Below are 19,924 nucleotides of genomic sequence, written 5' to 3'. Positions count from 1 at the left end.
GCCACATCATGCAAAGCGCTTCGGTCGACATCGTCCAGGCCGGCAAGACATTCGGCAGCCACATCGCGCTGGCGCCCATCGACATGGAAATCCGGCAGGGCGAGTTCATGACCCTGCTGGGTCCGTCGGGCTGCGGGAAAAGCACGCTTCTGAACATGATCGCGGGCTTTGTCACGCCCAGCTCCGGCGCGATCAGGATGGCGGGGGCCGATGTCACCCGCCTGCCGCCCTACCGGCGCAAGATCGGCATGGTGTTCCAGAACTATGCGCTGTTCCCGCATATGACGGTGGCCGACAATCTGGCCTATGGGCTGAAGATGCAGAAGCTGCCGAAAGCCGAGATCCGCGCGCAGGTCGCGCGCACGCTTGAGGTGATCAAGCTGACGAAATTCGCCGACCGCCATCCGCGCCAGCTGTCGGGCGGCCAGCAGCAGCGGGTCGCGATCGGGCGGGCGGTGATCACCAATCCGCAGGTTCTGCTGCTGGACGAGCCGCTTTCTGCGCTGGACAAGAACCTGCGCGGCTCGATGCAGGTCGAGATCAAGGAGATTCAGCAGCGCCTGGGCATCACCACGGTCTTCGTCACCCATGATCAGGCCGAGGCGCTGAGCATGTCGGATCGCATCGCGGTGATGTCGGAAGGCCGGGTGCGGCAGGTCGGCACCCCGGACGAGGTTTATGAACGGCCAAGCGACGGCTTCGTCGCCTCGTTCCTGGGCGATGTCACACGCATCTTCGGGCGGCTGACCGAAATCCGGGGCGGCGCGGCGGTGATCCTGACCGAGGCCGGGCCGCTGCGCTTGCCCGAAGCCCAGGCCGATCTGGTTCTGGGTCAGGATTGCGAGGTCTTCATCCGCCCCGAGCATCTGACCCTGGTGCCCGACGGCCAGCCGGCCATGCTGCGCGGCACGGTCGCGATGCGGATCTATCAGGGCGGGCATTTCGACATTCTGGTCGATCATCCGGGGGCGGTCGGCGGCCATATCCTGTTGCGGCTGACCGACCGCGAACAGGCGGCACAGGCCGAACCCGGGCGCCAGATCGGGCTGCATTGCGACCCGAAGAACCTGCGCGCCTTCCCCTCTGCCTAAGAACCGGAGCCCGCGATGACAGATGCACAGAAGCGCCCCGCCGGATCCGGCTGGGGGGCGGGGGCGGCCACCTCGGCCGAGGCGAAGGCGCTGCGCCGCCTGCCCGACAGCCTGGCGCTGCTGGCGCGGGCGCGGCGGCGGGTTCCGGGCTTTGCCTGGGACTATCTGGAAGGCGGGGTCGGCCAGGAACTGGGCCTGGCGCGCAACCGCCAGGCGCTGGACCGGATCGAGATCCTGCCGCGCTACGGGGTTGAAATCCGCGACACCTCGACCGAGACCCAGCTTTTCGGGCAAAGCTATGCCCTGCCGCTGGGCGTTGCGCCGATGGGGCTTTCGGGTCTGGTCTGGCCGCAGGCCGACCGTCACCTGGCCCTGGCCGCGGCGCGGGAGCGGGTGGGGTTCGTGCTGTCGATGGTGGCGAATATCGACATCGAAACCGCGATGGCGCTGGCGCCTCACAGCTGGATGCAGCTGTATTGCGTGCCCAAGGACGATGTCCACGCGACCTTCGATCTGGCCGCGCGGGCGCAGCGCTGCGGGGTGCGCACGCTGGTGCTGACGCTGGACACGCCGATGCGCCAGAAGCGGCTGCGCGACCTGCGCAACGGGCTGACCGTGCCTTTCCGCCCCAGCCTGACGACGGTGCGCCAGGTTGCTGCCGCCCCGGCCTGGGCCTGGGCGATGCTGCGCCATGGCCAGCCCGAGTTCTCGAATTTCAAGGCCTATGCCGGGGCGCGCGCGTCGGCGGCCCAGGTCGCGGCCTATGTCGACAAAGAGATGTCGGGCGCCTTCACCTGGGCGCTGATCGCGCGGCTGCGCGATCTGTGGCCGGGGCAACTGGTGCTGAAGGGGATCCAGCATCCGCAGGATGTGCTGCAGGCCGTGGCGCTGGGGGTGGATGGGGTGATCCTGTCCAACCATGGCGGCCGCCAGTTCGATGCCGCCCCGGCCGCGGTCAGCCTGCTGCCGCAGATCCGGCCGCTGGTGGGCGAGCGGATCAAGCTGATGGTCGATGGCGCGATCCTGTCGGGGCTGGACATTCTGAAGGCCCTGGTGCTGGGCGCCGATTTCGTCTTTGCCGGGCGCCCCTTCCTGGCCTCGGTCGCGGCGATGGGCGCGCGGGGGCCGGATCACCTGATGGCGATCTTCCGCAACGAATTGCGCGGCGTGATGGCCCAGGCGGGCGCGGTCAACATCGCCGCGCTGAAAGACCACGGCGCCAGCCAGCGCGCGGCGCCGGCCAGCACCTGACGGCCAGCACCTGACGGCCGGGCTGCACGGAAAAGGCCCGCAGCGGCAAGGCTGCGGGCCGGATCCGGGATCAGCAAGGGCCGGCGCGATCAGCCGCGCCCGAACAGCCGCGCGATCTTGCGCCGGACCACCCGCAGCATGATCTGCACCATGTTCAGCTCGCTTGCCCGCGCCACCGGACGCGGCGCCTCGGCCAGGGGCGGCGCGGCGGGATCGGCCGGGGTCTGCGGGGCGGCGGGGGTGGCTTCGGCGGCGATCTCGGCTTCCAGATTGGCGGCGAAATCGGCGCAGATCTGTTCGGCCACCGCCTCGACGATGCCGCCGCGCGCCACCTGCGCCAGCGAGCCCGACAGCGCGTAATCCACCTCGACCTCGACCGTGGTCACCCCGGGCTGCGGGCTGAGCAGCCGATAGGACACATCGCCCTTCGCCCGCGAGGCATGGCTTTTGTCAACGCCGACACCGGCGATCTTCGCGCTCCAGTCGGCGCGGTCGGCGCTGATCGTCGCCTCGCCGCCGAAATTGGCCTTGACCGGGCCCAGCTTCACCGTGACCCGGCCCTTGGCCTTGTCGCCGTCCAGCGGGCCATCCAGCGCGGCCCCCGGCACGCAGCCCACGACCCGCGGGATGTCCTGAAGCATGTCCCAGACCACCGGCCTTGGATGGTTCACGTCGAATTTTTGTTTGATTACAGGCATATTCACTTCCGCCCCGGCAGGTTCATGATCGGGCACCCCAGGGGTCCGGGGGGCCCGGCTTTGGCTTAGGCGTCGATGCCGCACCAGTCGCAGATGCAGACCGCCATGACCTTGATCGCGGTGAGGTAATCCTCGATCGAGACATATTCGTCATTCGAATGCATCACGGCCGTCGATCCGGGCCCGTAGATCACCGTCGGCGTCGCCCCGTAGGAATTCAGGAACCGTGTATCGGCCGCCCCCTGCCGCCCGCTGATCACCGGCGCCTTGCCGGTGATCTCGGTATGAACCTGCGACAGCAGTTGCACGATCGGATGCGCCACCGGGATCTCCGAGGCTTCGGCGTCATAGCCGACGAATTTCACCACCGGCGGGTGATCGCGCATCCAGGGGTCCGAGGCGGCAAGCGCTGCGATCTTGTCGCGCAGGCTTTGCTTGACGCCTTCATGATCTTCGCCCGGAACCGTGCCGATGCTGCCCTTCAGCAGCGCCGTGTCGGGGAAGGCGCTGGGGTAATTGCCGGCCTGGAAGCTGCCGATCATGCAGGGCAGCGAATCCAGCGCATTGGGATACAGCGGATGGGTGACGGTGGCGACGCGATGGTCTTCCAGCTCTTTCACCGCCTGGACGACCTTGTTGCCAAGCTCGATCGCCGAGATGCCCAGATAGCGCTGCTGAATGCCCGCGGGCTTGCCTTGCACGGCGATCTCGAACCAGATCCGCCCGATGCAGGCCGGCTGCACCGCCAGATCGCTGGTCTCGCCCGAAATGCCCGCATCGGCCTTGTAGCCGCGGATCACCGTATCCAGGGTGCCATGGCCCGACACTTCCTCGTCGATCACCACATTCACCAGCACATCGCCCTTCAGCCGGATCCCGGCCGCGGCGATGTATTCCAGCGCCAGGATATGGCTTGCGACACCGCTTTTCATGTCGCAGGCGCCGCGGCCATAGATCCGGCCATCCTTGATCAGCGCCGACCAGGGATCATCGGTCCAGCCTTCGCCATTGCCGACCGGGATCACGTCGGTATGGCCGTTCAACAACAGCGACCGCCCGCCGCCCGTGCCCTTGCGCGTGGCCACGATGTTCGGCCGGCCCTCATAGCCGCGCGCGACCGGGCGATAGCCGGGATGGCGCTTCAGCGCCTCCCAGTCGGTTTCCCACATGTCGACATCAAGCCCGAGGCCGGCCATGTAATCGGACACGAATTTCTGCACCGCCGCCTCGTCGCCGGTGACCGAAGGGATGCGCACCAGATCCTGCAGGAAGCCGATGGCATGATCGCGCTTGGCCTCGATGGTCGAGAGCAGCTTTTCTCTCGTTGTGTCAGTCATTTGAACTCTCCTTGAAAGTCAGGCCGGGCCTACATCAGCGAGGGCAGCCAAAGCGCCAGCGCGGGCCAGAGGATCAGGATCAACATCAGCAAGATGTTGATCAGGATGAAGGGAAGCGCCGCGCGGTAGATCTGCCCCATGGTGGTTCCGGGCACCGCGACGCCTTTCATCACGAACAGCGACAGGCCGGCGGGTGGGGTGATGGTGGCCAGTTCCAGATTGACCATCATCACCACGGCGAACCAGATCGGATCCCAGCCCATGGCGCCGATGATCGGCAGGAAGATCGGCATGGTGATCAGCACGATCGAGGTCTGTTCGATGAACATGCCCACGATCAGCACCAGCGCCATCATCATCAGCATCAGCGTGATGCTTGAGACATCCAGCGCCGTGGCCCAGGTGGTGATCGCGCCGGTCGCGCCCGAGAAGCTGAGCAACTGGCTGAAGCTGGCCGAGCCGGTCATGATGATCAGGATCATCACCGACAGCTTGGTCGAAGACAGCAGCGCGTGTTTCAGCTTGGCCAGGCTCAGATCGCCATAGGCCGCCGCCAGGAAGAAGGTGATGAACGTGCCGATGGCGGCGGATTCGGTCGGCGTGGCCAGGCCGGTGAAGATGCAGACGACAATCATCACCACGACCATGACCGGCGGCACCAGATACAGCGCCGTGTCGCGCAGCTTTACCGACAGGGGCACCGAAGGCACCTCATAGGCCGGCGCATCCTGCGGGCGCAGCTTCACCCGGATCAGGATGTAGATCACATACATGATCGCCAGCAGGATCCCCGGCAGGATGATCGCGATCAGCATCTTGGCCACCGAGAAGCCGCCCACGCTGGCCAGCACGATCGCCAGCGTGCTGGGCGGGATCAGGATCGCCAGCGCCCCGCTGCCCAAGACCGGCCCGATCGCCAGCGTACGCGCATAGCCCCGCCGCTCCATCTCGGGGGTCAGCGTGCCGCCCAGCATCGCGACCGAGCCCATGGCAACGCCGGTCAGCGTCGACAGAACCGCGCCGGCGCCCACCGTCAGCACGGCCAGCCGGCCCGAGATGAAGCCCAGCCACTGGTCGATCACCCGGATCATCCGCTCGGCGATGCCGGCATGGAACATCACCGAGCCCATCAGGATGAACATCGGGATCGGCACCAGGATGAAGGTCGAGATCGAGCTGTCGATCGACAGGACCAGCTGGTTGAAGCCGTTGAAGCCGCCCCACAGCAGATAGACCCCGATCATGTTGACCGCGAGAAAGGCGAAGGCGACGGGCAGACCGATCAGCATCAGCCCGGTCAGGCCCAGGAAGAACGTCGAAAGAAAGACCCACCATTCCATCTTAATGTCCTTCGCCTTGCGTCACGACCGTGCCGCCGGACAGCGCTGTTGCCGCCCGCCGCAGGAATTCCAGCCCGAGGAACAGCATCCCCAGCGGAATGGGCGCGATATTGACGGCACGGGGAATTTCCAGCTCGGCCGCAACCAGGATGCCGCGCCGCAACGAGGTGAGAACGGCCTGCAGGCCGAACCAGGCGATGGTCAGGCAGACGATCGCGCCCAGCAGGGCCGCGACGACCGCAAAGACCTGGGCGCTGCGTCCGCGCAGGTTCAGGATCAGCAGGTCGACCACGACATGGCCGCCTTCGCGCAGAACCCAGGGCGCGCCCAGGAAGGTCATCCAGACCATGATCAGCCCGCTCAGCTGATCAATGCCCAGAAGCCCGTAGCCCGTGGTGGCCCGCAGCCCGACCTTCGCGACGGTCGCCAGCATCAATGTCAGAAGCAGCAGGGCCGCCATCCAGGCCATGAGTGTGATAAGCAGGTCAAATACCCGCAGCGGAGTTCGCATTTCGATGTCCGACTGTATGAAGGGGATGGGCAGCAGCGCGGGGCCGCTGCCGCGGCTGCGTCAGTCGGCTTGGGCGGCCGCTGCGAACAGATCCTTGATCGTGGCGATCTGCTCGGGCGAATAGATCGTGTCGTAATAGGCCCAAAGCGCATCGACCACGACCTGGTTCCAGCGTTCGGCTTCGGCGGGATCAAGGGTGATCACCTCCATGCCGGCGGCCTTCATCAGCCCGACCTGCTCATCCTGATTGTCGGCAAACCAGGTCTGGGCGAACAGCTGGGTCTCTTTCACGCTGTCCAGCAGGATCTGCTGGATTTCCGGCTCCAGCGCGTTCCATTTGTCCAGGTTCATCGCCAGCCCGCCGCCGCTGCGATACATCGGCTGATCGACCAGATATTTGGTCACATCCTGCCAGCCATAGCGGGTATAGGCATCGGCGATCGGCCAGGTCATCGCATCGACTGTGCCGCGATCCAGCGCCAGGAAGATTTCCGACGGCGGCAGGGTGATCGACTCGGCGCCGGCCTTCTGCACGAAATGCCGCGACAGCGGGGTGACGCGGACCGGGTGGCCCTTCAGATCGTCGATCGAGGTCAGCGGGAAGCGCGTCGTCATGTAATGCGCGCCAACGCCCGGCACGCCCGCGGCATGGCCCAGATAGCGCACGCCCTTGGCGGCAAAGGCCTCGACCAGGAAATCGTACAGTGGCGTGCCGGGGCCGCCATCGGGGATCTTGGCCGGCGACAATTCGGTGATGTCGCCGCCCGGCACCACGCCGGCCCAGTAATTCGGCGCGCCATACCAGACGTCGAAGACGCCATTCACCAGCGCCTCGGGCTGATCCAGCGGCGGCATCACGTCATCGGCGCCGATGAACTGGATCGAAACCTTGCCCTCGCCCAGCCGGTTGACGTTCTCCATAAAGCTTTTGCCGATCTCGGCCGTGGGCGAGAATCCGGGCGCCCAGGCGCCCACCATCCGCAACTGGACTTCCGCCTGCGCAGCCACGGCGGTCAGGACCAGGGCGAGGATTCCGCCCGTCAGCGTTGTTCGTATACGCATGTTGCGCTCCCTGTTATTCAGCGGGCGGCCTCGTGCCGCCTTGCCGGTAGCGTAATACCCATTCCCCGCATGTGTCTACAAAGTTTTTTATGTTGCATACAATTTGACCTCGACCTAACCTGATCCGACAGCCAGCGGGCGATGACCCCGCAGCAGCAGAGAGGAGCGGCAATGCGGCCGAAAGAGTTCGTCTATCACCGGGCCCGAGACCTGGATCATGCCCTGGCGCTGCTGGCCGAACATGGCGAAGAGGCGCGTCCGATCTCGGGCGGGCAAAGCCTGGTGCCGATGATGAACCTGCGCCTGGCCCGGCCCGATCACCTTGTCGATGTGAATGACCTTGGCCTGGACGAGATCCGGGAAGAGGCGGGCGCGCTGCATGTCGGCGCGATGGTGCGCCACGAGCGCTATCTGACCGACCCGCTGATCCGCCGGCACCTTCCGGCCTTGCTTGAGGCGGTTCACTGGATCGGCCACCCGACGATCCGGCGCAACGGCACCCTTGGCGGCAGCCTGTGCCATGCCGATCCCACCGCGGAACTGCCGGCCATGGCGGTGCTGCACGGGGCGCGGATCGTTCTGGCCTCGACCGCGGGGCGGCGGGAAGTGGCGGCCTGCGACTTCTTCAAGGGCGCCTATATGACCGATGTGCAGCCCGGCGAAATGCTGGTCTCGGTGATCTTTCCCTGCCCGCAAGGCGCCCATAGCGGCGCCTTCGAAGAGCTGGGCGAGCGGCTGGGCGATTTCGCGATGGGGTCGTTCGGGGTGGTGCTGGAACATGAAGGCGGCGTGATCCGCCGGGCCGCCACCGTCTGCGGCGGGGCGAAGATGACGCCGATCCGCCTGCCCGAGATCGAAGCCGCCCTGCAGGGCCAGACCCTGGCCGGGCTGGATGCCGCCGCCCTGGGCGACAGGGTGACCGGGCTGATCGCGCCCGCCGGGGATTTTCAGGTCAGCGCCGAGTATCGCCGCGCCCTGATCGGAGAACTGGCCGGCCGCGCCCTGCAGCGCGCCCGTGACATTGCGCTGAACGCACAGCCGTGAGGAAAAGATGACCAGGATCACATTGACCGTGAACGGCAGGAAACATGTGGTAGAGGCCGAACCGCGCCGGCTTCTGGCCGATGTCCTGCGCGAGGACTGCGGCCTGACCGGCGTGCATATCGGCTGCGCCCATGGCGCCTGCGGCTGCTGCACCGTGCATGTCGACGGCAGCCCGCGCCTGTCCTGCCTGACCTTCGCCGTGCAGATGGACGGCCGGGCGATCCGCACCGTCGAGGATCTGGGCGGCACCGAGGCGACCCATCCGCTGCAGCAGGCCTTCCGCCGCAATCACGCGCTGCAATGCGGCTATTGCACGCCGGGCTTCCTGATGGCGCTTCTGCCCTTTGTCGAGGCCCAGGTCAGCGCCGGCCAGATGCCCGATGACGACGAGATCCGCGAGGCGATGAGCGGGAACATCTGCCGGTGCACCGGCTATCAGGGCATCGTCGAGGCGGTGCGCGAAACCATCGGCGACGCCCTGGCCGCCAAAACGGAGGCCGCGCAGTGAAAGCCGAAACGCCACGCCAGATCGGCGCCCGTGTCCTGCGGCTGGAAGATCCGCGCCTGCTGTCGGGTCGCGCCCGCTATATCGACGACATCCGGCCGGCCAATTGCCTGCATCTGAAATTCGTCCGCGCCCAGGTCGCGCATGCGCGGCTGCTGGACGTCGACACCTCGATGCTGGCCGATCTTGAGCCGGCGGTGACCGTCTTCACCGGCAAGGATATCGGCAAACTGTCGATGAAGTCGCATCAGGACTACCCCGAGATGCAATATGCCGAACAGCCGCTTCTGGCCCAGGGCCGGGTGCGCTTCGTGGGCGAGCCGATCGCGGCGGTGCTGGCCGAAGATGCCTATCTGGCCGAGGATGCGGCCGAGATGGTGTTTGCCGATTTCGACTTCCTCGATCCGGTCACCACGATGGAACAGGCGCTGGACCCGGCCGTCCAGCCGCTGTTCGACCATTGGAAGAACAACACCTGGGTGGAACGGCAGATGAAGGGCGGCGATCTGCAGGCCGCCCGCGCCGCCGCCGCCCATGTCATCCGCCGCACCTATACCAATCAGCGCCATACCGGCGTGCCGATGGAAGGCCGCGGGGTGGTGGCCGAATACGATCCGGGCCAGCGCTTCCTGACCGTCTGGTCCTCGACCCAGATGCCGCATCTGGTGCGGACCTATATCGCCGAGGAACTGGGCCTGCCCGAAAGCCGCATCCGTGTGATCGCGCCCGATGTCGGCGGCGGTTTCGGGGTGAAGGGCCAGGTCTTCGGCGAAGAGGTGCTGGTCGCCTGGTGCGCGATCCAGACCGGCCGGCCGGTGAAATGGATCGAGGATCGGCGGGAAAACCTGATGGCCTCGATCCATGCCCGCGACCATCGCCACACGCTTGAGGCCTATGTCTCGGCCGAGGGCCGGCTTCTGGGGCTGAAGGCCGATATCACCGTCGATATCGGCGCCTATTCCACCTATCCCTTCTCGGCGGCCGGCGAATCCGGCATGGCGGCGAAGGTGATGCCGGGGCCCTATGACTTCCAGGCCTATGAGGCGACCTTCCGCAGCCTTGCCACCAACAAATGCCCCAATGGCACCTATCGCGGCGTCGCCCGTCCCTCGGCCGTGTTCTCGCAGGAACGGCTGATGGACGATATCGCGCGGGAAATCGGCATGGACCCCATCGCCTTCCGGCTGAAGAACATCATCCGGACCTTCCCCTATCGCAATGTGCTGGGCTTCAGCTACGACCCCGGCTCTTACGTGGAATCGCTGGAAAAGACCCGCGAACTGCTGGCGCCCGACTTTGCCCGTGCCAGCGCGACCGCGGGCGATCCCAACCGGCGGATCGGCGTCGGCATCGCCTGTTTCATCGAGCAGACGGCGCATGGCACGCCCGATTTCACCCGCAGGCGGGTGCCGATCGAAACCGGCTATATCGCGGCGCGGCTGGAGGTGATGACCGATGGCCATGTGCTGATCGACCTGGGGCTGCAAAATCACGGCCAGGGGCTGGAAACCACCATGGCGCAGGTCGCCTCGGATGCGCTGGGCATCACCCCCGACCGGATCTATGTCCGGCACGGCGATACCAGCGCGCCCTATTCCGTGGGCACCTGGGGCAGCCGCGGCGGCCCCTTGGGCGGCGGCGCGGTGCATCTTGCCGCGACCGAAATCGCCGGCAAGATGCGCGCCATCGCGGCGCATCTGCTGCAGGCCCCGGTGGGCAGCGTGCAGCTGGGCGACAACAAGGCCTTCGTCTCGGACCAGCCCGACCGTTTCGTCGATCTTGCCTATGTCGCCCGCTCGGCCCTGCGCAATGTCGACCGGCTGCCCGAAGGCATGGCGCCGGGGCTTGCGGCCGAGGCCAGCGTCGACGGGCCGAAGGATGGCAGCTATTCCAATGCCGTCCATGCCGCGGTGGTGGATATCGACCTGCGCACCGGCAAGCTGAAACTGCTGCGCTATGTGGTGGTCGAGGATTGCGGCACCATCCTGAACCCGCTGGTCGTCGACGGCCAGGTGCGGGGCGGCGTGGTGCAGGGCATCGGCTCGGCCCTGTGGGAGCATTTCGTCTATGACGCGGAAGGCCAGCCCCTGACCACCAGCTTCGCCGATTACCTGATGCCGCAGGCGCCCGAGATCCCGATGATCGAGGTGCATCATTTCGAAACCCCGACCAGCCTGACCCCGCTGGGCGCCAAGGGCCTGGGCGAAGGCGGGGCGATCGGGCCGCCGGCGGCGATTGCCAATGCCGTGACCCATGCGCTGGATATCGGGGTGACGGGCACGCCGCTGACGGCCAGCGTCCTGTGGCATCTGGCGAAGACGGCGCGGGAAGGCGGCTGAATGCGCCGCGGCCGAACGGCAGAAAGGGGGCGCGCAGGCCACGCGCCCCCTTCGCTTTTTCTGCAGCCCTCAGAACCCGTTGCGCGGATTGATCTGGTTCAGCGGCGCCTCGCCGCGGGCCACCCGGCGGATGCTTTCGGCCACGTCGCGCGCCGCGGTTTCGGGCACGGTGATGCTGGCCAGATGCGGGGTGATGAAGACATTGTCCATGTCCCAGAACGGGTGGTCCTGCGGCAGGGGCTCGGTCTCGAACACGTCCAGCAGGGCGCCGCCCAGATGGCCAGATTGCAGCGCCGCGATCAGATCGCGCTCGACCACCACCGCCCCGCGCGAGGCATTGATGAATTTCGTCCCCTGCGCCATGGCGCCGAAGGCCGCAGCATCCAGCGCCCCGCGCGTCTGCGGGGTCAGGGGCAGCATGTTCACCACGATCTCGGATCCGCCCAGAACCTGCAGCCGGCCCGCCTCTCCGCTAAGGCAGGTGACATTCGGCAGCGCTTTCGGCGCGATATCCCAGCCGGTGACCGCAAAGCCCAGATCGGCAATCGCCCGCGCGACCGAGGCGCCCAGCGCCCCCAGCCCGATCACGCCAACCTTGATCCGGTGCAGGGGCCGCGGATGGATGTAATGCCAGGCGCGCCGCTTCTTGGCCGCTTCGAAATCGTCCATGTCGCGGGCAAAGCGCAGAACGCCGAAGGCGACATAGGAACACATCAGCCGCACCATGCCCGGATCGGACAGGCGCGAGATCGGCAGATCCGGCAGGTCATCGCGCCCGACCAGCGCATCGACACCCGCGCCCAGATTGATGACCTGGGTCAGGTTGCGGAACTGGCTGAAAAAGCCTTTCGGCGGCAGCCAGGCGAAAACCGTGCGCACCTCGTCGGGGTTGCCGATATCGGGCCAGACCCGGAAATCCAGATCGGGCATCTGCGCCAGCAGCGCCGCGCGCCACTCTTCGGGGTCGTCGAATTCAGAATAGAAGACCAGCGCGCCGGGGGCGGCATCAGTCGGGGATGGGGAAGGATCAGTCATGCGGTCTCTCATTCAGTCAAGGAAGGATCGCCGCCCGCGGCGGGGCGAAGGCGCCGGGCACAGAGGGGCGGGGCCGGGCCAGGGCGCCGGGGTCTGCCGCGGTTGCGCCCGGCCCGGCGCCGCGCAATCGCGCTTCAGGCCCGGGCCCTGACACATCGCCGCGGCCGCGCAGGTTTTCGAACTGCCACGCCATGTTGGCCCAAACCGGGCCCCAGCTAAAATACTTCTTGCCTATGCCAAAGATCGGGAAGGCCAATGCATCTTTCATTCCGGGCGCTGCGCTATGCGATTGCGGTTTCCGAATTCGGAAACATCACCCAGGCGGCGCGCGATCTGGGAATATCCCAGCCCTCGCTTTCCGCCGCGATTACCGATCTGGAACACGCGGTCGGGGCGAAGCTGTTCATCCGCCATCACGCCAGGGGCGTGACGCTCAGCGCCGCCGGCCGCCGCTTCATTGCGGAATGCGAGGTCCTGATGGGGCATGTCCGCCAGTTCCAGGACCGGGTCGGGCAGATCGGGCCCGAGACCCGGGGCGAGGTGCGCGTGGGCTGTCTTGGCACATTGGCGCTGCGCTATCTGCCGCGCCTGCTGGCCGAGGTTTCGGAACGCCTGCCGGCGCTGACGGTCCGGCTGGACGAGGCCAGCCAGGCGGGGATTCTGGACGGGCTGCTGCAAGGCCGGCACGAGATTGCGATCGGCTACGATTACGGGCTTCCGCCCGAGATCGCCGCCACCCGCCTCAAGGCGCTGCCGCCCTGCGTCCTGCTGCCGGCCTCGCATCCGCTGGCGGCGGCGCCTTCGGTCAGCCTGGCCGACTTGGCCGAGGCGCCCTATCTGCTGCTCGACCTGCCGATCACCCGCGACTACTTCCTGTCGCTGTTCAAGGCCGCGGGCATCACCCCGGCCATCGCCTACAGATCAACCTCGTTCGAACTGATCCGGGGCCTGGTCGGGCAGGGTCGCGGCTATACCATCCACAACGCGCTGCCCGACACTTCGGCAACCTATGACGGGCGCCAGGTCATTGCCCGACCGATCCGCGAAACGCTGGCGCCGGTCAGCATCTGCGCCCTGCATCTGCGCGGTCAAAGCCTGCGGCCGCCGGCCCAGGCCTTCCACAGCTTCGTGACCGGGTTCTTTCAGCCGACCGGCAGCACGGCGCCGCCGGCCGGGATCTAGCCCATGGGGCCCGGGCGCGCGGGCCGCCCGCTGCCGGATCAGGCCTGGCCCAGCAGCGCCTGATAGACTTCGGGGTCGGTGGCGCCTTCGGTGCCGATCAGCAAGACCCTGGACGTGCGGTCCAGCCCCAGTCGCGCCCGCAGATCCGGGTCATCGGCCGCCACCTGCAGCGCGGCATAGCCCGAAGCGCCCGACTCGCCGATCACCAGCCCGCGGTCGCCGGCCTTTTCGCCCGCCAGCCGGCGCAGCCCGGCCACCGCCTCGGCATCGCTGATCAGCAGGAAATCATCGGCGCTTTTCGCGACGATCCGCCAGGCGGCCAGCGAAGGCTCGTAACATTCCAGCATCGCCATGACGGTGGGTGCGCCCGCCGGCACCGAAACCAGACGGCCCGCCGCCGCACTGGCCTGCAGACAGGGCGCAAGATCCGGCTCGACCACGATGGTGCGCGGGCGGCTGGCGCCCAGCACATCGTGGAAATAGCCGCAGACCACGCCCGCCAGCCCGCCGACGCCCGCCTGGACGAAGACATGGGTGAAGGGCGCGGGGGCTTCGGCCAGGATCTCGTCCATCATGATCGTGTAGCCCTGCATCACCAGGCCCGGGATCTCTTCATAGCCTTCCGACGAGAAATCCGACACCAGCAGCCAGCCTTCGGCCTCGGCCACCCGGCGCGCCTCGGCGACGGAATCGTCGTAATTGCCCGGAACCCGGCGCATTTCGGCGCCGAATTGCGCGATGGCCGCCTCGCGGCCCGTGCTGACGCCGGCATGCAGATAGATAACGCAGCGGCAGCCGAACAGGCTGGCCCCCCGCGCGACCGAGCGGCCGTGATTGCCATCGGTGGCGCAGCAGACGGTGATCCTGGCGGCAAGCGCGCGGATCTCGGGCGTCAACAGCTCTTCCGGCGCCACCATGCGGCCCAGCTGGTCCGACAGCTGCGCCTGCAGTAGCCGCGCGACGGCATAGGCCCCGCCCAGCGCCTTGAAGCTGCCCAGACCGTAGCGGCCGCTTTCATCCTTCAGCATCACCGCGCCAACCCGGAAGCGCGAGGCGCTGTCGGGCAGGTCGACCAGCGGCGTGGGGGCGTAATCGGGAAAGGCGCCCAGCATCACCCGCACCCGCGCCGGACCGGCCTTGCCGGCGATCTGGCTTTCGGTTTCGGTCAGGGGCTGGCCGTGTTCGGGCATGGTGTTGGAAATCAGTCGGGATCCGGTCATGGCTCTGTCCATAGGAATGCATCTCACCACCCGGCGAGGGCAGCCCCGCCGGCTTCTTGTCCTGTCGCTTGCGGAAGGTCCGCCTAGCCGATGTCGCGCTTGGCCGTGGGCGCATTGCCCAGCGCCATGACGATATCGGCCGCCGATCCGGCGATCACATCGACATGCGCCCGCATCGCCGATTGCGCCGCCGCCTCATCCCCGGCCGAGATCGCGCTGAGGATGCGTTCATGCACGTCAAGCGAGCTGGCCATCTGGCGCGGATGGGTGATCGCCCGGCGATAGCCGGCCAGCCTTTTGCCAAGTTTCGCGGCTTCGGTCGCCAGAAACTGGCTGCGCGCGCCGCGCTGGATCAGCGCATGCAATTCGGCATTCGCGGCCAGGAACCCGGCATAGTCATTGTTGGCCGCGGCCTCGGCACAGGCCCGGTTGCAGGCGCGGGCCTCTTCGATCTCTTCGATCGACATCCGCCGCGCGCACAGCCGGGCGGCCAGGCCTTCCAGCTCGGCCAGCACCAGAAACATGTCGATCACCTCGGCCGCGGTCAGGGTCTTGACCGTTGCGCCAAGATTGCGGCGCACCTCGACCAGGTTGTTGGCCGACAATTCCCGGATCGCCTCGCGCACGGGGGTGCGCGAGACGTTGAACCGATTGGCGAGCGCCTGCTCGTCAAGCTTCGTCCCAGGCGGCAAACGCCCGTTCAGAATATCGTCTTCAAGGATCTGGACGATTTCCTCGGATGACGCCTTGGCTCCGGCTTTCTCGTGCAAAGTCAAGTTGCCTCACTGAACTGACGCGTTTCTGATCTTGTCGGGGCAGGCCTTCGGGCCTGGCGACTATTGTTGCACCGTGATCACAAGGCTGACGGACTCTTCGTCGGCCTCATTGATGGTATAGTGTGGATCATTGGGCTCGAAAAGCACCGCTTCTCCGGCGGTCAGGGTGAAACGCTCGGCGCCGGTATCGAATGTCAGCGCGCCTTTCATGACGAAAAACACCTGTGACCAGTCGGGATGGCTGTGCAACTCGCCCCCGCCGCCCTTGGGCGCGCGCGACAGTTGAACCGCGAAATTCCGGCCCTTGAACGGCACCACGTCCAGGGTCCGCAAATTCCCGAAATGGTTCGGAGGCACCACGCCTTCGGCTGCGCCGTCTTTCCAGATCTGCATTGTCTTCTCCCTGCTCAGGAAATGGATTTCATATAGGGGCTGATCACGCTGCGGACCGGCACCTGGATGATCGCGGGTTTGCCCGAGGCAATGGCCGCGCGCAGCGCCTCGGCGATTTCGGTCTCGCTGCGCGCCAGCCAGCCCTTGCCGCCCAGCGCCCGCGCCACCCCTGCCCAGTCGCGGCGGGGCAGGTTCATTTCCCAGGTCGTGCCATAGGTCATTTCCTGCGGCAAAGAGATCGCGGCCCACATCTCGTCATCCAGGACGACGATGATCACCGGCGCGTCGTAGCGCTCGGCCGTGTCCAGTTCGGTCACATGGAAGCCCACGCCGCCATCGCCCACGAACACGACGACCGGCGCCTTGCCATCGGCAAAGCGCGCGCCCGGCCCATAGGGCACCTCGGCGCCCAGCGTGCCCGACTGGCCGGCGCGCAGATAGCGGCCCGGGGCCTTCACCTGGATGCGCCCATCGGCCCAGAAATCCACATTGCCATGCGAGGTGACAAAGATCGTGTCCTCGGGCGCGGCGTCGGTCACGGCATCGATGGCATTGATCGGATGCAGCCCCTCGGGCCCGTTCTCGCCGGCCTGGGCGGCCCGCTCGGCCTGCCATTCGGCAACCAGCGCCTGGCCCCAGGCCCGGTCAGAGGGCGCCGCCGCGGCCTCGGCCAGAAGCCAGAGGAAGTGGAAGGCGCTGGTGTTGAAGGCGATGTCGGCCCGGCGGTTGCGATGCAGCAGAACCGCATCGGTGGCGACCTGCACCACTTTGGTCGCCTCGCCCAGCCCGGCGCCAAAACCCAGATCGAATTCGAAATGGTGGCCGACCAGAATGACCAGATCCGATTCCGCCAGCGCGCGCTTCAGCGCGGCATTGCAGGGCACATAGCCGGGCCCCGCGCAAAGCGGGTGGCGTTCATCCAGCGCGCCGCGCGCAAGGCGCAGGGTGAAGAAGGGCAGATGGTGCTTCTCCACCGCTTCGGCCAGCCGGTCGCTGGGATTGAAGAATACATCGTCGCCCAGAAGCAGGATCGGGCGCCTGGCATCGGCCAGCAGCGTCTCGAACGCCTGCCGGTCGCCGGCGCAGATGCCGGGCAGACCGGGTTTCGCCGGCGGCGGCGGCAGCTGGCTGCGGTAATGGTCCTCGATCGGCGCATGCAGGATGTCGGTCGGCACTTCCAGGAAGACCGGCCCCGGGCGCCCGGCCCAGATATGGCGCCAGGCCATGTCCAGATATTCCTGCAGGCGGCGCGGATCGGTGCAACGGCCGGCCCATTTCGTGACCGCGCGCATCGCGGGCAGCACGTCGAAGGTCATGCCCGCGCCGCGATCGGTGACCGCCGTGCTGGATTGCGCGCCGATGATCAGAAGCGGCGTGCCGCCAAGACTGGACACGATCGCCGGGGTCGCCGCATTGGTGACGCCCGGCCCCAGGGTCACCATCGCCACGCCCAGCTTGCCATTCACCCGGGCGCGGGCCTCGGCCATATAGCAGGCGGCGGCCTCGTGGCGGCAATGCACAAGCTGAACGCCCAACTCGGCGCAGGCGCGATAGACCGGGTTGATCGGCCCGCCCGAGACGGAAAACACATGTTCCGTCCCGGCGGATTTCAGCCAGGCGACCAGGGCGGTGCCACCATCGGCGGCGGGAAAATTGTCAAGCATGGGACGATCCAGTTCTTAATAGGCGCGGGACTTGCCGCCATCGAGCGCGATGGCCGTGCCGGTGATGAAAGAGCCGCGATCCGAGGCAAGGAAGGCGACCATGGCGCCGAAATCCTGGGGATCGCCGAATTTGCCCACGGGCACCTCGCCCAGCCACAGCGCCTCGGCCGCCTTGCGGTCCAGCCCGTCGCGCTGCATCGAGGAGGTGACGAGGTATTCCATCCGGTCGGTGCCGAAGGGACCGGGGCACAGGCAGTTGACGGTCACGCCTTCGGCCGCGAATTCGATCGACAGCGATTTCGCCATGCCGACGGTGGCAAGCCGGATCGAATCCGACAGCACCATGTTCGGCTGCACGACTTTGACGCCCACCGTGGTGACAAAGATGATCCGGCCCCGGCCCGAGCGGGCAAGCGCGGGCAGCGCGGCCCGGCACAGATCGACCAGCGGCAGGAAGGTTTCATCCAGCGCCGATTGCCAGGCGTCCCGGTCGAAATCCATGAACGGACCCGACGAGGGACCGCCGGTATTGGCGACCAGGACATCCAGCCCGCCAAAGGCCTGGACCACCTCTTCCACCCCCGCCGCGATCGAGGCGCGCTCGGCCAGGTCGATCCGCACCAGGCGCACATCGGCCGCGCCGGCGGCCCGCAATTCGGCTTCCAGCCCGGCCATCCGCTGCAGATCGCGGCCGGCCACGGCAATTCTTGCGCCCTCTTCCGCCAGCGCGAAGGCCGAAGCCCGGCCAAGCCCGCGTGCGCCGGCGGTGACAAGGGCCGCCTTCCCATTCAGTCCGGTTTTCATTTGGTCTCCCTAAGCTTGCCGCAGCTTAACCCACATCTCACACACAAAGTCAATTCTTGTCGACAAGTACGGCGTAACTGTATACACATTGACACTGTTCGACAGGAGATACCCAGATGCAACACATTCCACTGGTCATCGGCGGCAAAGAGATCGCAGAGGCCTCGGACGGCGCCGCCGAATCCTTTGATCCCTCGACCGGAAGCGCGATCGGCAGCTATGCGCGGGCCGGGCTGACCGAGGTCGATCTGGCCGTCTCGGCGGCGCGCCAGGCCTTTGACGCGGGCCCCTGGCTGCGCATGCGCCCCTTCGAACGGGCCCGCATCCTGCGCCGGATCGGGGAATTGATGCTGGAACGGCGCGATGACATCGCCCGGCTGGAAAGCCGCGACAGCGGCAAGCCCCTGCGCGATGCCTATTGGGAAGTCGACTGTTCGGCGCGGTTCTTCGAGTATTACGCCGGCGTGGCCGACAAGCAGCATGGCAGCTCGATCCCGCTGGGCCGCGGCATCATGGACTGGACGGTGCGCGATGCGATCGGCGTCTCGCTGCAGATCATTCCGTGGAACTATCCGTTCCAGCTGATCGCGCGCGGCGTGGCGCCCGCCCTGACCGCGGGCTGCGCGGTGGTGATCAAGCCCGCCAGCGACACGCCGATGAGCGCCTATGAATTCGTGAAGATCTGCCGCGAGGCCGGCCTGCCCGACGGCCAGGTGAACCTGGTAAACGGCCGCGGCTCGGTGATCGGCGATGCGCTGGCCCGGCACCGGGGCGTCGACCAGATCACCTTCACCGGCTCGGTCCCGACCGGCACGCGGGTGCTGCAGGCGGCGGCGACGCATGCCATTCCCTGCAGCATGGAACTGGGCGGCAAGTCGCCGCAGATCCTGTTTGCCGATGCGGATATGGACAAGGCGCTGCCGATCATTGCCGGCGGGTTCCTGACCCATGCCGGGCAGGTCTGCAATGCGGGCACGCGGCTTTTGGTCGAACGCCGCGCCCATGACGCGGTGGTCGCGCGGCTGCATGACCATATCAAGGGCCTGCGCCTGGGCCAGGCGACCCAGGATCCCGACATGGGGCCGGTGATCAATGCCGGTCACAAGGCCGATGTCGAACGGTTCTACGACCTGGCGCAAAGCGAGGGCGAGCTGCTGATGGGCGCCGAGCTGCCTCAGGATCCGGCCTTGCAGAACGGCGCCTATGTGCGCCCGGCGCTGGTGGTGGGCGTGACCAATCAGGCCCGGATCGCGCGTGAGGAGATCTTTGGCCCGATCCTCAGCGTCATTCCCTTCGACACGCCGGACGAGGCGATCGCGATGGCCAATGATTCCGATTTCGGCCTGGTGGCGGGGATTCATACCGGCTCGATCGACCATGCCATGCGACTGGCGCAGGATCTGCGCGTGGGTCAGGTCTGGGTGAATGCCTTCGGGATCGGGCTGGATGTCGAGTTCCCCTTCGGCGGCTACAAGCTGTCGGGCTTTGGCCGCGAGAAGGGGCTGGAGGCGATTGCCACCTATCAGCAGATCAAGAACATCTGCGTGCGCTTCGGCAGCTGAGCAGATTTGGGCGCGCCCGGTCAGCACCGGGCGCGCTGCCGCTCGCGCCGCGCGACCCGGAACCCGGAACCCGGAACACCGGACCCGGGCCGGGCGGCGTATTCTTGACT

At 66.9% G+C, this 19,924-nt stretch carries 18 protein-coding genes; 7 read left to right on the top strand and 11 right to left on the bottom strand.

The window, feature by feature from the left end:
• The first annotated feature begins 8 nt into the window (after positions 1 to 8).
• On the top strand, positions 9 to 1,091 hold the full coding sequence (locus tag K1Y73_RS07195; protein WP_225027529.1) for an ABC transporter ATP-binding protein: 1,083 nt from the start codon (positions 9 to 11) through the stop codon (positions 1,089 to 1,091).
• A 15-nt stretch (positions 1,092 to 1,106) separates the two neighbouring features.
• Positions 1,107 to 2,342 (top strand): alpha-hydroxy acid oxidase, encoded by a 1,236-nt coding sequence (locus tag K1Y73_RS07190; protein WP_225027528.1) that lies wholly within the window; start codon positions 1,107 to 1,109, stop codon positions 2,340 to 2,342.
• Between the two features lie 89 nt (positions 2,343 to 2,431).
• On the opposite strand, the gene K1Y73_RS07185 is transcribed toward K1Y73_RS07190, so the two are convergent.
• From K1Y73_RS07185 to K1Y73_RS07165, 5 genes are all read right to left on the bottom strand, one after another.
• Complete coding sequence (locus tag K1Y73_RS07185; RefSeq protein ID WP_225027527.1) at positions 2,432 to 3,040, bottom strand: SRPBCC family protein; 609 nt, start codon at positions 3,038 to 3,040, stop codon at positions 2,432 to 2,434.
• A 65-nt stretch (positions 3,041 to 3,105) separates the two neighbouring features.
• Complete coding sequence (locus tag K1Y73_RS07180) at positions 3,106 to 4,377, bottom strand: ArgE/DapE family deacylase (protein ID WP_225027526.1); 1,272 nt, start codon at positions 4,375 to 4,377, stop codon at positions 3,106 to 3,108.
• Positions 4,378 to 4,406: 29 nt separating this feature from the next.
• On the bottom strand, positions 4,407 to 5,717 hold the full coding sequence (locus K1Y73_RS07175) for a TRAP transporter large permease (protein ID WP_225027525.1): 1,311 nt from the start codon (positions 5,715 to 5,717) through the stop codon (positions 4,407 to 4,409).
• Position 5,718: 1 nt separating this feature from the next.
• Positions 5,719 to 6,177, bottom strand: a complete 459-nt coding sequence (locus tag K1Y73_RS07170) for a TRAP transporter small permease (RefSeq protein ID WP_225027524.1) — start codon at positions 6,175 to 6,177, stop codon at positions 5,719 to 5,721.
• Between the two features lie 111 nt (positions 6,178 to 6,288).
• The gene (locus tag K1Y73_RS07165) at positions 6,289 to 7,290 is read right to left on the bottom strand and encodes a TRAP transporter substrate-binding protein (RefSeq protein ID WP_225027523.1); all 1,002 of its coding nucleotides are present in this window, start codon (positions 7,288 to 7,290) and stop codon (positions 6,289 to 6,291) included.
• Positions 7,291 to 7,461: 171 nt separating this feature from the next.
• Between K1Y73_RS07165 and K1Y73_RS07160 the strand changes: the two genes are divergently transcribed.
• The 3 genes from K1Y73_RS07160 to K1Y73_RS07150 are packed head-to-tail and all read left to right on the top strand — an operon-like array spanning position 7,462 to position 11,178.
• The gene (locus K1Y73_RS07160; RefSeq protein WP_225027522.1) at positions 7,462 to 8,334 is read left to right on the top strand and encodes an FAD binding domain-containing protein; all 873 of its coding nucleotides are present in this window, start codon (positions 7,462 to 7,464) and stop codon (positions 8,332 to 8,334) included.
• 7 nt (positions 8,335 to 8,341) lie between these two features.
• Positions 8,342 to 8,842, top strand: coding sequence for a (2Fe-2S)-binding protein (locus K1Y73_RS07155; protein ID WP_225027521.1), 501 nt, complete (start codon positions 8,342 to 8,344; stop codon positions 8,840 to 8,842).
• Entirely contained in the window at positions 8,839 to 11,178 is a 2,340-nt protein-coding gene (locus K1Y73_RS07150) for a xanthine dehydrogenase family protein molybdopterin-binding subunit (RefSeq protein ID WP_225027520.1), read from the top strand. Before K1Y73_RS07155 ends, K1Y73_RS07150 begins: the two co-directional genes overlap by 4 nt.
• A gap of 69 nt (positions 11,179 to 11,247) precedes the next feature.
• Here the strand turns inward: K1Y73_RS07150 and K1Y73_RS07145 are convergent, their stop codons facing one another.
• Entirely contained in the window at positions 11,248 to 12,213 is a 966-nt protein-coding gene (locus tag K1Y73_RS07145) for a 2-hydroxyacid dehydrogenase (RefSeq protein ID WP_225027519.1), read from the bottom strand.
• Positions 12,214 to 12,468: 255 nt separating this feature from the next.
• Between K1Y73_RS07145 and K1Y73_RS07140 the strand changes: the two genes are divergently transcribed.
• Positions 12,469 to 13,395 carry a LysR family transcriptional regulator gene (locus K1Y73_RS07140; RefSeq protein ID WP_225027518.1) on the top strand — a complete coding sequence of 309 codons (927 nt, stop codon included), beginning with the start codon at positions 12,469 to 12,471 and terminating at the stop codon, positions 13,393 to 13,395.
• 38 nt (positions 13,396 to 13,433) lie between these two features.
• Here K1Y73_RS07140 and K1Y73_RS07135 read toward each other — a convergent pair whose 3' ends face one another.
• From K1Y73_RS07135 to K1Y73_RS07115, 5 genes are all read right to left on the bottom strand, one after another.
• Positions 13,434 to 14,615 carry a diaminopropionate ammonia-lyase gene (locus tag K1Y73_RS07135; RefSeq protein ID WP_225027517.1) on the bottom strand — a complete coding sequence of 394 codons (1,182 nt, stop codon included), beginning with the start codon at positions 14,613 to 14,615 and terminating at the stop codon, positions 13,434 to 13,436.
• A gap of 83 nt (positions 14,616 to 14,698) precedes the next feature.
• Positions 14,699 to 15,391: a GntR family transcriptional regulator gene (locus K1Y73_RS07130; protein WP_225027516.1), complete on the bottom strand. Its 693-nt coding sequence runs from the start codon at positions 15,389 to 15,391 to the stop codon at positions 14,699 to 14,701.
• 60 nt (positions 15,392 to 15,451) lie between these two features.
• Positions 15,452 to 15,784 carry a cupin domain-containing protein gene (locus K1Y73_RS07125; protein WP_225027515.1) on the bottom strand — a complete coding sequence of 111 codons (333 nt, stop codon included), beginning with the start codon at positions 15,782 to 15,784 and terminating at the stop codon, positions 15,452 to 15,454.
• Between the two features lie 14 nt (positions 15,785 to 15,798).
• Positions 15,799 to 17,448, bottom strand: a complete 1,650-nt coding sequence (locus K1Y73_RS07120; RefSeq protein ID WP_225027514.1) for a thiamine pyrophosphate-binding protein — start codon at positions 17,446 to 17,448, stop codon at positions 15,799 to 15,801.
• 15 nt (positions 17,449 to 17,463) lie between these two features.
• Complete coding sequence (locus tag K1Y73_RS07115) at positions 17,464 to 18,252, bottom strand: SDR family oxidoreductase (RefSeq protein WP_225027512.1); 789 nt, start codon at positions 18,250 to 18,252, stop codon at positions 17,464 to 17,466.
• 116 nt (positions 18,253 to 18,368) lie between these two features.
• On the opposite strand from K1Y73_RS07115, the gene K1Y73_RS07110 reads away from it, so the two are divergent.
• Positions 18,369 to 19,814, top strand: coding sequence for an aldehyde dehydrogenase family protein (locus K1Y73_RS07110; protein ID WP_225027510.1), 1,446 nt, complete (start codon positions 18,369 to 18,371; stop codon positions 19,812 to 19,814).
• Positions 19,815 to 19,924 lie beyond the last annotated feature (110 nt).

Source organism: Xinfangfangia pollutisoli, assembly GCF_020179405.1.
GTDB lineage: Bacteria > Pseudomonadota > Alphaproteobacteria > Rhodobacterales > Rhodobacteraceae > Pseudogemmobacter > Pseudogemmobacter pollutisoli.
Note: the sequence above shows the minus strand (reverse complement) of the source record. Positions and strands in the feature narration are given on the sequence as shown.

Excerpts from the sequence above, each read along its gene's own strand:
- K1Y73_RS07195 (WP_225027529.1), top strand. The coding sequence starts at position 9 with ATGCAAAGCGCTTCGGTCGACATCGTCCAGGCCGGCAAGACATTCGGC.
- K1Y73_RS07190 (WP_225027528.1), top strand. The coding sequence starts at position 1,107 with ATGACAGATGCACAGAAGCGCCCCGCCGGATCCGGCTGGGGGGCGGGG.
- K1Y73_RS07185 (WP_225027527.1), bottom strand. The coding sequence starts at position 3,040 with ATGCCTGTAATCAAACAAAAATTCGACGTGAACCATCCAAGGCCGGTG.
- K1Y73_RS07180 (WP_225027526.1), bottom strand. The coding sequence starts at position 4,377 with ATGACTGACACAACGAGAGAAAAGCTGCTCTCGACCATCGAGGCCAAG.
- K1Y73_RS07175 (WP_225027525.1), bottom strand. The coding sequence starts at position 5,717 with ATGGAATGGTGGGTCTTTCTTTCGACGTTCTTCCTGGGCCTGACCGGG.
- K1Y73_RS07170 (WP_225027524.1), bottom strand. The coding sequence starts at position 6,177 with ATGGCGGCCCTGCTGCTTCTGACATTGATGCTGGCGACCGTCGCGAAG.
- K1Y73_RS07165 (WP_225027523.1), bottom strand. The coding sequence starts at position 7,290 with ATGCGTATACGAACAACGCTGACGGGCGGAATCCTCGCCCTGGTCCTG.
- K1Y73_RS07160 (WP_225027522.1), top strand. The coding sequence starts at position 7,462 with ATGCGGCCGAAAGAGTTCGTCTATCACCGGGCCCGAGACCTGGATCAT.
- K1Y73_RS07155 (WP_225027521.1), top strand. The coding sequence starts at position 8,342 with ATGACCAGGATCACATTGACCGTGAACGGCAGGAAACATGTGGTAGAG.
- K1Y73_RS07145 (WP_225027519.1), bottom strand. The coding sequence starts at position 12,213 with ATGACTGATCCTTCCCCATCCCCGACTGATGCCGCCCCCGGCGCGCTG.
- K1Y73_RS07140 (WP_225027518.1), top strand. The coding sequence starts at position 12,469 with ATGCATCTTTCATTCCGGGCGCTGCGCTATGCGATTGCGGTTTCCGAA.
- K1Y73_RS07135 (WP_225027517.1), bottom strand. The coding sequence starts at position 14,615 with ATGACCGGATCCCGACTGATTTCCAACACCATGCCCGAACACGGCCAG.
- K1Y73_RS07125 (WP_225027515.1), bottom strand. The coding sequence starts at position 15,784 with ATGCAGATCTGGAAAGACGGCGCAGCCGAAGGCGTGGTGCCTCCGAAC.
- K1Y73_RS07120 (WP_225027514.1), bottom strand. The coding sequence starts at position 17,448 with ATGCTTGACAATTTTCCCGCCGCCGATGGTGGCACCGCCCTGGTCGCC.
- K1Y73_RS07115 (WP_225027512.1), bottom strand. The coding sequence starts at position 18,252 with ATGAAAACCGGACTGAATGGGAAGGCGGCCCTTGTCACCGCCGGCGCA.
- K1Y73_RS07110 (WP_225027510.1), top strand. The coding sequence starts at position 18,369 with ATGCAACACATTCCACTGGTCATCGGCGGCAAAGAGATCGCAGAGGCC.